At 73.8% G+C, this 12309-nt stretch carries 11 protein-coding genes; 4 read left to right on the top strand and 7 right to left on the bottom strand.

Annotated features, from left to right (window positions below; all coding sequences use genetic code 11):
• Nucleotides 1–69 precede the first annotated feature (69 nt).
• Complete coding sequence (locus ACZ7RU_RS10175) at nucleotides 70–375, top strand: hypothetical protein (protein ID WP_470340421.1); 306 nt, start codon at nucleotides 70–72, stop codon at nucleotides 373–375.
• Nucleotides 376–396: 21 nt separating this feature from the next.
• Here ACZ7RU_RS10175 and ACZ7RU_RS10170 read toward each other — a convergent pair whose 3' ends face one another.
• Complete coding sequence (locus ACZ7RU_RS10170) at nucleotides 397–1899, bottom strand: FAD-dependent monooxygenase (protein WP_470340420.1); 1503 nt, start codon at nucleotides 1897–1899, stop codon at nucleotides 397–399.
• 93 nt (nucleotides 1900–1992) lie between these two features.
• Here ACZ7RU_RS10170 and ACZ7RU_RS10165 point away from each other — a divergent pair, with 93 nt between their 5' ends.
• Nucleotides 1993–2607 (top strand): TetR/AcrR family transcriptional regulator C-terminal domain-containing protein, encoded by a 615-nt coding sequence (locus ACZ7RU_RS10165; protein ID WP_470340419.1) that lies wholly within the window; start codon nucleotides 1993–1995, stop codon nucleotides 2605–2607.
• A gap of 145 nt (nucleotides 2608–2752) precedes the next feature.
• Here the strand turns inward: ACZ7RU_RS10165 and ACZ7RU_RS10160 are convergent, their stop codons facing one another.
• On the bottom strand, nucleotides 2753–3688 hold the full coding sequence (locus tag ACZ7RU_RS10160; RefSeq protein WP_470340418.1) for a DUF2797 domain-containing protein: 936 nt from the start codon (nucleotides 3686–3688) through the stop codon (nucleotides 2753–2755).
• 246 nt (nucleotides 3689–3934) lie between these two features.
• Between ACZ7RU_RS10160 and ACZ7RU_RS10155 the strand changes: the two genes are divergently transcribed.
• On the top strand, nucleotides 3935–4255 hold the full coding sequence (locus ACZ7RU_RS10155; protein WP_470340417.1) for a hypothetical protein: 321 nt from the start codon (nucleotides 3935–3937) through the stop codon (nucleotides 4253–4255).
• A gap of 455 nt (nucleotides 4256–4710) precedes the next feature.
• The gene (locus ACZ7RU_RS10150; protein ID WP_470340416.1) at nucleotides 4711–6828 is read left to right on the top strand and encodes a restriction endonuclease; all 2118 of its coding nucleotides are present in this window, start codon (nucleotides 4711–4713) and stop codon (nucleotides 6826–6828) included.
• A 122-nt stretch (nucleotides 6829–6950) separates the two neighbouring features.
• Here ACZ7RU_RS10150 and ACZ7RU_RS10145 read toward each other — a convergent pair whose 3' ends face one another.
• From ACZ7RU_RS10145 to ACZ7RU_RS10125, 5 genes are all read right to left on the bottom strand, one after another.
• Complete coding sequence (locus tag ACZ7RU_RS10145) at nucleotides 6951–7562, bottom strand: DUF4232 domain-containing protein (protein ID WP_470340415.1); 612 nt, start codon at nucleotides 7560–7562, stop codon at nucleotides 6951–6953.
• Between the two features lie 226 nt (nucleotides 7563–7788).
• Nucleotides 7789–8634, bottom strand: coding sequence for an iron uptake transporter permease EfeU (gene efeU, locus ACZ7RU_RS10140; RefSeq protein WP_470340414.1), 846 nt, complete (start codon nucleotides 8632–8634; stop codon nucleotides 7789–7791).
• A gap of 48 nt (nucleotides 8635–8682) precedes the next feature.
• The gene (efeB, locus tag ACZ7RU_RS10135) at nucleotides 8683–9984 is read right to left on the bottom strand and encodes an iron uptake transporter deferrochelatase/peroxidase subunit (protein ID WP_470340413.1); all 1302 of its coding nucleotides are present in this window, start codon (nucleotides 9982–9984) and stop codon (nucleotides 8683–8685) included.
• A 126-nt stretch (nucleotides 9985–10110) separates the two neighbouring features.
• Entirely contained in the window at nucleotides 10111–11256 is a 1146-nt protein-coding gene (efeO, locus tag ACZ7RU_RS10130) for an iron uptake system protein EfeO (protein WP_470340412.1), read from the bottom strand.
• A gap of 131 nt (nucleotides 11257–11387) precedes the next feature.
• Nucleotides 11388–12212, bottom strand: coding sequence for an ABC transporter ATP-binding protein (locus tag ACZ7RU_RS10125; protein WP_470340411.1), 825 nt, complete (start codon nucleotides 12210–12212; stop codon nucleotides 11388–11390).
• Nucleotides 12213–12309: the final 97 nt, after the last annotated feature.

Raw genomic sequence — 12309 nt, 5'->3', positions numbered from 1 at the left:
GGTGCCCAGCGTCCACACCTTCTGGTCGCCCTGCGGTCGGTGCCACGGATCCGGGACGGTGATCGTCGGATGAGGTTCGTCTTCGAGTGCGTCGAGTGCGGTGGGCACTACCTGCCGCCCGAGGAGATGGTGTACCCCGACGGGCCGGCCTCGCCGGTCTGGTGCACCGACTGCCAGAGTGCCAAGCGCGCGGCCGGCGTCCGGGAGGACCCGCTGCTCGCCCGGGTAGCACTGGCGGCCGCCCGGGCGGCGCTGGCCGGGCGGGCGGCCGAGGCGGCCGAGCAGCCGGCGCGCTTCGACGTCCGCCCGTCCCGGCCTCCGCTGTCCCGCCGGTCCCGGCCCGGCCCCGGTGTGGTGCGCAGCAGGCTGGGCTGAGCTCCCGGGCGCCGCCGCCGATCAGGCCGGGACGGCGTGGCCGAGGGCGGCGGCGACGGCGACGTCCACGGCGGTGCGCAGCTCGGCGTCGTCCTGCTCGGTCCAGGCCCCGGCGATGTGACCGTCGGGGCGGACGAGGACGGCGCGCAGGCCCTCCCAATCGGCGCGGGGCCGGTCGGGGACGCCGTGGTGCGCGGTTACATGGTCCCGGGCCCGGTCGGCCAGCACGCCGCCGGGCGTGAGGTCGAGCAGGAGGTAGGCGTCCGCCCGCAGCAGCGCGAACAGGTCGGTGCCCGGGTCGGTGCCCGGACCGGTGAGGGTGAGGCCCGGGGCGCGGGTGCCGGTCAGCGGGTGGGCGGCGGGATCGCCGCCGGGGTAGGCGACGTCGAGTGCGCTGAGCCGCCCGGCCAGCACGTCGCCGAACTCCCGCGAGCGCGGGACGAGCCGACTGAGCAGGTCGCGCAGGGCCAGGCCCTCGGGGGTGAAGGCGTGGAACAGGTGGGTCTGCGCGCGGCTGTGCTCCATCAGCTGCCCGCCGACCGGGTGCCGGTCGGTATGGTAGGTGTCCAGTAGCCCCTCGGCCGCCCAGCCGTTGAGGGTCGCGGCCAGCTTCCAGCCGAGGTTGAAGGCGTCCTGGACGCCCACGTTCATGCCGACGCCGCCGGCCGGGTAGTGCTGGTGGGCGGCGTCGCCCGCGAGCACGACGCGCCCGCGCCGGTACCGCTCGGCCAGTCGGGTGGCGTTGCCGAAGCGGGAGAGCCAGGACGGGTCGTGCAGGCCGAAGTCCTCGCCGGCGATGGCGACGGTCTTCCGCCGCAGCTCCTCCAGGGTGAGGTCGCCGGGCCATTCGGTGGTCGCACTGTCGGGGTCGGCCCCGACGATGCGCCAGCGTCCGCCCGGCAGCGGCACGACCATCAGTCCGCCCTGCTCGTTGAAGCGGTTGAAGCCGGGCGTCGGCGGGGTGGCGAGGCGGACGTCGCCGAGCCAGCCGAGGTAGCTGGAGGGGGTGCCGGGGAAGCCGATGCCGGCGGCCTCGCGCACGGTGCTGCGGGTGCCGTCGCAGCCGGCGAGGTACTCGGCCCGGATGTCGTACGGGCCCTGCGGTCCCTCGACCCGTACGGTCACCGAGTCCGGCTGCTCGGTGAACCCGGTGACCCGGTGGCCGCGCCGGATCCTGGCGCCCAGCCCGAGGGCGTACTCCTCGAACAGCTCCTCGGTTCGGGCCTGGGGGATGAAGAGGGTGTAGGGGTGCGGGGTGTCCAGGACCGAGAAGTCGAGCCGGTCGGGGAGGTTGGCGAAGTGGCCGGTGGAGATCTTCAGGGCCTCCGCCAGGAAGCGCCGGTGTACCCCGCGCGAGGCCAGCACCTCGATGCTGCGCGGGTGCACGGTGAGCGCCTTGGAGCGCTGGTCGACCTCGGTGCGCTGCTCGACGACCGTCACGCCGACGCCGTTCAGGCGCAGTTCGGCGGCGAGCCAGAGCCCGACCGGTCCGCCTCCGGCGATGACGACCTGCTGCGTTTCCATGCGACTGCCTCTCACTGGACCGGTGCCCGGGGCATCCGGGCGCGACGACTTCTCGGTCAGTGACCGAGAAGCTGGGTCCAGTAAACTCGGTCAGTGACCAAGAGGCAATCCGGCGACCGGCTCGACCCGGCCGCAGTGACCCGCGCAGGGCTGGAACTACTGGACGAGAAGGGCCTGGAGGCGGTGACCACCAGAGCGGTCGCCGACCGTCTCGGCGTACGCATGAGCACCGTGCAGTGGCACGTGAAGACCAGGGCCCGGATGGTGGAGCTGATGGCGGACGCCGTCTTCGGCGAGATCCCGCTCACCGATCTGCCGTCCGCGCCCGAGGAGCGGGTCCGCGAACTGGCCCGCCGCTGCCGCCGGGCCCTGCTGTCCCACCGCGACGGCGCCGCCCTGGTGGTGGGCACCTACGCGGCCGAGCCGAACACCCTGCGCTTCGCGGAACTGCTGGTCGGCGCACTGCTCGCCGGCGGCAGGGACGGCCGCGAGGCCTCCTGGACCGCGTGGACGCTGACCTACTTCACCCTCGGCCTCGTCCAGGAGGAGCAGGCCGCCGCCGGCGACCACCCCTGGGCCGACGTCCTCGGCGGCGCCGTCTCCGAGGCCACCCACCCCGCCCTCCATCGCACGGCCCGCTACCTCGCACCGGACTCGTTCGACGAGCGGTTCGAGTTCGGGGTCTCGGCGATCCTCCGGCGGTCGTGACGAACACCCCCGACGGACGCCCGTCGGCGGGGTCCGCTCGGAAGTGGTGGCAAATCAAAACCGCAAGGCCGGGATCAGGCCTTGCGGTTCGATGACGCGACCACGCCGGTCGGGGCGGTTCCCGGGGGACCGCCCGGGGGGCGCCTCAGAACAGCGCCTCCTGGGTGTCCGGCTCCGGCGGACGGACCCGCTCCTGGAGGACGAGGCCCGCGGAGCCCCGGCCGGCGACCGGGCTGAGCGTCCAGCCGGTGAGCAGCCGGGTGTCCAGCAGCAGCGGGCCGGAGCCGTCCGTCTGGTCGAGGAAGAGGTGCCGGCCCACCGGCGGCCGCAGCCGGCCCGCGACCACCGCGCCGTCGGCCAGCCCGACGATCTCCCGGTACGCCTCCGGGGCGCCGCCCGCCAGGCCGTAGCGCTCGACGTGGTCGACCACCGGGCGGTCGGCGAGCAGTTCCAGGGCGTGGCCGTCCAGCAGCCGGTGCGCCCGGGCACGGGCCTCGCCGAGCACCGTTCGGCGGTACGGGGCGTCGCCGTGCGACCACCAGTGCTCGGTCTTGAGCCGGGACTTGAACCGCTCGCGGGCCAGGCCCGAGGCGGCGACGGTGAGTTCGGCGCGCCGGATCGCCGGGAGGGCGCCGCGGGCGGTGAACGCGTAGGCCAGCGCGCCCTGTTCGAGCAGTCGGCTGTCGCCGCGCTGCTCGGCGGTCAGGCCGACCTTGAGCAGGCCCTCGCCGAACCAGGCGAGGTAGAGCAGGTAGGTGCGGCCGTCGTCGAGGATCTGGTCCCGGGCGAGGGCGAGGCCGCGGTCCACGCTCTGGCAGGCCGGGCACTGCGTCGCGCCGCCGTCGGGGTCGACCACCGCGTGGTGCGGGCAGGGCGTGCGCTCCGTCGCCCCGGCGAGCCAGGCCCCGACGCAGCGGCGCGGGCCGCCCAGCAGCCAGCCGACCTCCGCCCCGGGCGTCACGGCGCGCTCGTGCACCTGGGCGCCGCGCGCGGCCCCGAGCACGGCACGGCCGTCCCGCCAGCTCAGCCCGGTGGAGATCCAGCCGCCCGGGGCGGCCTGCTGCTGCGGGGGGATCGTCACGTCTCTCCTTGGCCTCGGTAGCCGTCGCCCTCGATAGTCGTCGCCTTCGGTAGCCGTCGAGACTACCCGGTGGCACCGACAGCAGGCTTCGGCGGCGGGACCGCGCAGGCCGGTCGGCGGCCGGCGCCGGGCCCAGTGGAGCCGCGCTCGACGAACGATCGAGTCGACGTGACCACGTCAAATCAAGCGGTTAGCGTCCTTCCCAGTGCACTCCCCACGAACGATCCGTTTGGGAAGGGAACAACCATGCGCATCCTCCAGCGTGTCGCGGCCGCCACCGGCTCCATCGCCCTCGCCGGCTCGGGCCTGATCCTGGCCGCCGCGCCCGCGTCGGCCACCACCACCGCACTGAGCTGCAACGCACCGTCCTACTTCACCGGCAGCGGCGGCCACGCCGGCGCGTCGATCCGGTGCGTCGGCTCGGCCTTCACCGGCCGGATCGTCTGCTACAAGCCGGGTTACGGCAACTACACCCACTACGGCAACCGCGTCGAGTCCGGCGGCACCTCGACCACCTGGTGCGACCTCGGGGCGACCATCCAGAAGGCCGACGCCGTCTCCTCCTGACCCCGCGGCACTGATCCGCGGCGCTGACCCCGCGGCGCTGAGCCCGCGACAGCCCGGCTCTCCGGCCGGGTGCTCGACAGCACTGCACGGGAGATCGTGGGCCCGTCCGGCGAGCTTCGCCGGACGGGCCCACGTCTGCGCTGCGCCCCGGCACCACGGCTCCCGGCCAGCGCCGACGGCCCCGCCGCGGCGCCCGCCGCACACCGGCACCGCCCGCTCCGCCGAGCGGCGACCCGCCCGCCACCCCTCCCCCGACGAGCCGTCAGGTCCACCGCCGCCCGGGCCGCCAGCCGCCGGAAGGGCCCGCAGGTCACGGGCGCTTGGCCGGGCAGGGTGTTCACGTTCTATTGTTGCGGCGCGGTCGGCGGTGCGCCCGGGAGGCGGTGTCGCGCGGCCGCGGTCGACGCGAGGCGAATGGGGTGGGGCGGACGGTGTCGGGGCGGCGGAGCAGCGGGGTGCTGGCGATCTGGGCGGAGGCGCAGCGACAGCAGCAGCGCCGGGAGGAGGCCCGGTGGCGCGCCGAGGCGGCGGAGCAGCGCCGCCGGGAGCGGGAGCAGCGCGAGGCGCAGAAGGCGGCGGTCCGCGGCGAGCGCGAGGCGCAGCGCGCCTACCAGCAGTCGCGGGAGGCGGGGGCGGCCCGGCGGACGGCCGAACTGGACGCCCGGGTGGCGGAGTTGAGGGGACTGCTGGCCGCCGGGCTGGCCGCGCCGGCCTTCGGTCCGCAGGTCCTCCTGGCGCCGCGGGCGGTGCCGTCGTTCGACCCCGGCCCGCTGGGCGAGCCGGTGCCGATGCCGGACCAGTCCGAGGCCCGGTACTTCGTGCCGCCGCCGGACCCGGTCCAGGCCCGCAACCCGGGGGTGCGGCAGCAGTACGAGCGGTACCTGGCGCAGGCCCGGGCCCGGTTCGAGCAGGACTGGTACGCCGCGCAGGCCCGGGAGGCCGACTGGCAGCACCGGCTGGCCGCGTACCACCAGGAGTACCTGGCCGGGGTCGAGCAGTCCCGCCGGCAGCAGGAGGAGCTGGCCGCCCGGACCGAGGAGTTGCTGCGCCGGCTGCGGGCGGGTGAGCCGGAGGCGGTGCAGGAGTACTTCACGGCCGGCCTGTACGCCTCGGCGGCCTGGCCGGAGGGCTTCCCGCACCGGCTGGTGGCGGCGTTCGACGCCGGGAGCCGCCAGCTGGTGGTGGACTGGGAGCTGCCCGGGCCGGACGTGGTGCCGGCCGCCGCCCGGGTGCGGTACGTGAAGTCGGACGACCGCGAGGCCGAGGTGGCCCGGCCGGCGACGGAGCGCAAGGCGCTGTACCGGGAGGTGCTGGCGCAGTCGGCGCTGCGGGTGGCGGCGGAGCTGTTCCGGGCGGACCGGGACGGGCTGCTGGACTCGGTGGTGCTGAACGGGTTCGTGCTCGGCATCGATCCGGCGACCGGCCGGGAGGCCGAGCGCTTCCTCTCCACCCTGACCGCGACCCGGGCCGGCTTCGCCGGTCTGGCGCTGGACCGGGTGGCGCCGGTGGAGTGCTTCCAGGGCCTGGGCGGCCGGCTGTCGGCGCGCCCGGAGCGGCTGGACGAGGTGCGGCCGGACCGGCGGCCGCAGAGCGTCGGCGGGAGCATGGCCGGGCACGGCGGCGAGGACGAGCCGGACCTGTTCGAGATGGACCCGCTGGAGTTCGAGGACCTGATCGCCGAGCTGTTCCGGCTGCGCGGCTTCAAGGTGATGACCACGGCCCGCAGCGGCGACGTCGGGGTGGACGTGGTGGCCGAGGACCTGGACCCGGTGACCGGCGGCAGGATCGTGATCCAGGCGAAGCGCTACAAGAGGACCGTCCCGCCGACGGCGGTGCGGGACCTGGAGTCCACCGTCCGCCACCACGGCGCCATCAAGGGCATCCTGGTCACCACCGCGGGCTTCGGCCGCGGCTCGTACAGCTACATCGAGGGCAAGCCGCTGACCCTGGTGAGCGGTCCGGAGCTGGTCGCGCTGCTCGCCGAGCAGGGCCTGCGCGGCCGGCTCGGCGGGGGCTCCGCCGCCGCCCCGGCCGCGACCGAAGCGCCCGGGGAGTCGGGCGGGACCGCCCTGACGGTGAGCTGGCGGAGCCGTACGGCCGGCGGGGACGCGGTGGAGCTGGACGTGACCGCCTTCCTGTGCGCCGGTGGCCGGGTGCTCAGCGACGAGCACTTCGTGTTCTTCAACAGCCCGCAGGACCCGGACGGCGCCGTCCGGCTGCATCCGACCCGGTCGGTGCCGGGCGAGCCGACCCGGGCGGCCCGGCTGGCCCTGGACCTGCACCGGCTGCCGGCCGCCGTCGAGGAGGTGGTGGTCGCCGTCTCCACCGAGGAGGAGGACCATCCGGCGCTGCCGCTCGGCTACGTGCACGGGCTGACCCTCGCCGCCGCGTACGGGCCGGGGGCGGACGGCCCGGCCGCCTGGGCGGCCCCGACGGGCGGGGTGCCGGACAGCGCGATGCTGCTCGGGGCGTTCGGCCGGACCGCCGGCGGCTGGGAGTTCAGCCCGTCCGGGCGGGCGGTGGGCGATGGCCTGGCCGGGCTGGCGACGGCCTTCGGCGTGGCGGTCGAGTAGGCGGTCCGGGAGCGGTCCGGAAGCGGTCCGGGAGGACGGAGCCGGGAGCCCTCGGGGCGGTTTCGAGAAACCGCCCCGAGGGCTCCGGTGCATCGTCGGCGAAGAACGTCAGTCGAACGGCCTCAGTTGAACAGGACCTTCTCGTTGTTCGGCTGAAGGGTGCCGGTGGTCAGCCCGGCGGCCGAGACCAGCAGCTGGCCGGCCGGCTTGCCGTCGGTGCCGAGCACCTCGGCGGTGACCGGCGCGGTCTCGTCCGGCAGTGTGACCTGGAGGCCGGTGAGCACGTGGCAGGTGGCGTCCGACTTGTCGCAGGCGCTCCACTTGAGGCCCGCGTATCCGGACTTGTTGGGCTTCAGGGTGGTCAGCACCGCCGGCCCGGGGTGCGCCTCGTGGTTGGCCGCCAGCGCGTCCGCGCTGTTGTCGGCCTTCAGCCCGCCGAAGCCCGGGTAACCGTACAGGGTGCAGTTGTGGTCGCTCTTGTTCTTGATCGTCAGCATGGCCGAGCCCGCGCCCTTGAGCTGCACGGTGGCGGTGACCTCGTCGCTCTTGCACCGCGAACCGGCCGCCTGGCCGGCCATCGGGTCACCGGGGACGGTGGCCCCGGCGGCGCTCGCCTTCGGGTCGCCCGGCTTGTCGTCCGTGTACTTCACGTCGTCGCACGCGGTGAGCAGAACGGTCGCCGCGAGGGCGGCGACACCGGCGGCGACTAACCTGGCAGGCCTGCGAACGGTCATGTTCCCCCCATGGGTGGGTAATGGCATGGAGCTGTCACCCTAAGTACGAAAGCCGTGGCGGAACGGTTCCACTGGGGCTGCAGATGGTCAGAGCTGTCCGTTTTTGTCGCTTTCCTGTCTTGTTTCGAACGGAATTGGCCGGAACTGGCGGGAATTGGCGTCGGCTCAACGAAACCGCCCCGCCCGGCGGGTGCCGGGCGGGGCAGTGAGGTGTCGAACCGCGTTGTCAGGAGGCCGACTTGGCGGCCACCCGCGAGGCGGGCTTGGTCCTGTCGCCGCCGAAGAGGTTGAAGAACACCGCCAGCGTCGGCAGCAGGTAGCCCAGCCAGACCACCAGCTGCAGCACCGTCGGATCCGGCTGGAAGTTGAACACGCCCTTCAGCAGGGTGCCGTACCAGCTGTCCTTGGGCACGGCGCTGGAGATGTCGAACGCCAGGCTGTGCAGGCCGGGCAGCCAGCCGGCCTCCTGGAGGTCGTGCACCCCGTAGGCGAGCACCCCGGCCGCAACCACGACCAGCATCGCGCCGGTCCAGGTGAAGAACTTGGCCAGGTTGATCTTCAGCGCGCCCCGGTAGAACAGCCAGCCGAGCACCACCGCGGTGAGCAGGCCGAGCGCGGCGCCGACCAGCGGATTCCAGCCGTCGTCGGTGGCCTGCACGGCCGACCAGATGAACAGCGCGGTCTCCAGGCCCTCGCGGCCGACGGCCAGGAAGGAGGTGACCACCAGGGCCGTGGTGCCCATCGCGACCGCCGCGTCCAGCTTGCCGTGCAGCTCGGTCTTCAGGTGCCGGGCGGTGCGCCGCATCCAGAAGACCATCCAGGTCACCAGGCCGACCGAGATGATCGACAGCGTGCCGCCGAGCGCCTCCTGGGCCTCGAAGGTGAGCTGCGAGGAGCCGAACTGGAGCACCGCGCCGAAGGCCATGGAGAGTGCCACGGCCGAGGCGACGCCGATCCACACCGGCGGCAGCCTGTCCTTGCGGTCGGTCTTGACCAGGTAGGCGATCAGGATGCAGACGACCAGGCTGGCTTCGAGGCCTTCGCGCAGGCCGATCAGGTAGTTGCCGAACACGCGGGCTCCCGGGGTGTCGAGGTGGTACGAGGGGGACGGGGACGGGGATCAGCCGAAGAGGGCCTGGCCCCACCACTCCCCCGGCTTGCGCACGCCCGCCGGGCAGGCGAAGTGGGCGGAACCGACGTGCTGGATGTACTCGTTGAGCTTGTCGCTCGCCGCCAGGCGGTTCTGCAGCGGGACGAAGGCCTTGCGGGTGTCGCGCTGGTAGGCGAGGAAGAACAGCCCCGCGTCCAGCCGGCCGAGGCCGTCGGTGCCGTCGGTGAAGGAGAAGCCGCGGCGCAGGATCATCAGGCCGTTGTTGGCGTCCGGGTGGGCGAGCGCGACGTGCGAGTCCGCGGGCATCGCCTTGAGGTCCGGCGCGTCGTGCTCCTTGGCCTTGCCGTACGGGGCGCCCTCGCCCTTGGTGCGGCCGAAGACGTCCTCCTGCTCCTTGAGCGCGGTGCGGTCCCAGGTCTCGATGTGCATCCGGATCCGCCGGGCGACCAGGTAGGAACCGCCGGTCATCCACTCCGGGCCGTCGCCGGGGGCGGCCCAGACGTGGTCGGCCAGCTTCGCGGTGTCGGTGCCGGCGATGTTGTGGGTGCCGTCCTTGAACCCCATCAGGTTGCGCGGGGTCTGCGCGTCCGGGGTGGTCGAGGAGGTCTTGCCGAAACCGAGCTGCGACCAGCGGATGTTGACGGTGCCCATGCCGATCCGGGCCAGGTTGCGGATCGCGTGCACGGCGACCTGCGGGTCGTCGGCGCAGGCCTGGACGCAGATGTCGCCGCCGCTGCGGGTCGGGTCGAGCTTGTCGCCCTTGAAGTTCGGCAGGTCGATCAGGGCCTCGGGGCGCTTGGCCAGGAGGCCGAAGCGGTCCACGCCGTCCTTCTCGAACAGGCTCGGGCCGAAGCCGATGGTGAGGGTGAGCCGGGAGGCGGGCAGGCCGAGGGCCTCGCCGGTGTCGTCCGGCGGCGCCTCCGCCGATCCGGGCACCGCGCCGGTGCCGACCTCGCGCCCGCCGGTCATCGCGGCGGCCGCCTTGGTCCACTCCTTGAGCATCTTGACCAGGGAGTCCCGGGTGGCCTTCTCGGAGACGTCGAAGGCGGCGAAGTGCAGCCGGTCCTGGACCGGGGTGGAGATGCCCGCCTGGTGCTCGCCGTAGAACGGCACCTCGGCGCCGACCGGGGCGGCCACCGGGGCGGCGTCGTCCTGGCGGGTCGCCGCGGCGACCGAGCCGACGGCGGCGGCGCCGAGCGCGACGCCCGCGCCGGCCCAGCCGATGACGGCGCGCCGACTGACCGCGCCCCTGCTCTCGGTGGCGTCGGTGGTGGCCGGCGTCCCGTTCTGCTGCTCGTGCTCCGTGTCCATCGGCGGGCGGGCCCTTCTACTGTGCTGGACTTCTGCGCTGACCCACGGAGGCCGTGGCGGCCGGATCGCGGGCCGCCACGGCGTCGGTGGGGGTGGTGGGACTGGTGCTTCGGGTGGGTGCGGCCGTTACTTGACGACCACGGCGGCGGCCAGCTTCGACAGCGGCTCGCCCAGCGAGTTGACCGCGTCGGAGAAGGTCTTGCGCTCGGCCTCGGTGACCTTGTCGTAGGAGGTGAAGGTGCCGTCCGCCTGCTTGTACTTGGCCAGCAGGGTGTTGATGGCGGCGAACTCGGAGTCCAGCGTCTTCGCCAGCTCCGCGTCCTTCTCGGCGGCGACCGGCTTCAGCAGCTCGTAGGCCTTCTGCGCGCCCTCGACGTTGGCCTGGAAGTCGGCCAGGTCGGTGTGGCTGTAGCGGTCCTCCTCACCGGTGATCTTGTTGGTGGCGACCTCGTCCAGCAGTTCCTTGGCGCCGTTGGCCATGCTGGTCGCGGTGATCTCGGCCGCGGGGATCTTCTTCTGCCAGTCCTTGAGGTCGGCGACCAGCTGGTCGGCCAGCTTCTTCTCGTCGTCGCCGATCCTCGCGTCGGCCCAGAGCGACTTCTCCAGCTTGTGCCAGCCGGTCCACTCCTGGCCCTGCTCCAGCTTGTCCTCGCGGGTGTCCGTCTTCGGGTCGACGTCACCGAAGCTCTCGGCGACCGGCTCGGTGCGCTCCCAGCCGGTGCGCGAGGGCGCGTACAGCGACTTGGCCTGCTCCACGTCGCCCGCCTTGATCGCGGCGGCGAAGGCCTCGACGGCCGGGATGGTGGCGTCGGCCTGCTGCTGGGCGTACGTGCGGTAGGAGTCGACGGCGGCGGCCAGGCGCGGGTCGGTCGGCGCGGCGCTGCCGCCCGCTCCGGTGACGGTGATCTTCTGGCGGATGCCGTCGCCGACCATGCCGGGCTTGCAGGCGATCTCGTACGAGCCGGCCTTGATCTCGGCGTTGATGCTGGCCTTGGTGCCGGGGCCGATGTTCTCGCGCTCGGTGACGATCTTGTCGCCGTCGCCGTAGACGTAGACCTCGGTGGTCTTGGAGCCCTTGTTGCTGATGTCCAGCACGACGTGGCCGGCCGGGAAGCTGGTCCGGGAGACCTCGCAGGCGGTGTCGGTCGCGTTCACCTTGACCGCGTCGGAGGCGGCCTTGTCGTCCTTCTTGGACGAGCAGCCGGCCAGGGTTGCGGTCGCCACGGCGAGGGTGAGCAGCGCTGCTGCGGTGGATCGGCGACGGGCGGACATGGGGGCTCCAACGGAAAAAGGGCATGGGAGTGCCGAGGCAGTGCGGTCGGCTGGGGGGCCAGCCGACCATCATTAGCTAAGGCATACCTTACGTACAGACGATTTTCAGTCCATACCCACCCCCGGAACCGTTATCTTCCCGGTGTACGGCGGGCGGCCGCCCGGGCCGTCCAGCGGCCCTCGTGCCGGCTGATCCGGATCGGGTGGCCGAAGGTCTCGCTGATCAGCTCCGTGGTCATCACCTCCGCCACCGGCCCGGCCGCGACGCACTCGCCGCCGCGCAGCAGCAGGGCGTGGGTGGTGCTCTCCGGCAGCTCCTCCAGGTGGTGGGTGACCAGGACGCTGGCCAGTTCCGGGTGCTGGTGGCGCAGCAGGTCCAGGCTGTCCAGCAGCAGTTCGCGGGCGGTCAGGTCGAGGCCGGTGGCGGGCTCGTCGAGCAGCAGCAGCCGGGGGCTGGGCATCAGCGCGCGGGCGATCAGGGCCCGGCCGCGCTCGCCCTGGGAGAGCGTGGTCCAGGCGGCCTCGGCCAGCGCGCGCATGCCGAGCGTGTCGATCAGCAGCTCGGCCCGCTCCAGCGCCTCCGGGGCCGGCTTGCGGTGGAACTCCGGCTCGATGGTGTTGGTGTGCCCGGTGAGCACCACCTCGCGCACGGTCAGCGGCGAGCGCAGCGGGTGGCGCGGATTGACGTGCCCGAGATGGGCGCGCAGCTCCCGGACGTCCACCCGGCCGAGCCGGCGGCCGAGCACGTCCACCTCGCCCCGGGTCGGGTGGGAGACCGCGCCGAGCAGCGCGAGCAGGGTGGACTTGCCCGCGCCGTTGGGGCCGAGCAGCGCCCAGTGCTCGCCCGGCCGGATCTCCAGGGTGATCCCGCGCAGCAGGTGGCGGCCGTCGCGCACGACGTCGACGTCCCGGGTGCGCAGCAGCGGCCCGGCGGCGTCGGGGGCAGATGGGTGCATGGGGCTCCGATCGCGGCGTCGGACGGGGCGTGCGGGCGGGGCGCCGCACGCGGGCAGGGTGGGAGGGGCGCGGCGGACGTGCCGGCGCCGTCCGTCC

This window comes from Kitasatospora sp. NPDC114501, from assembly GCF_055633695.1.
The sequence above is the reverse complement of the archived record's forward strand: the minus strand, read 5'-3'. Positions and strand labels throughout refer to the sequence as shown.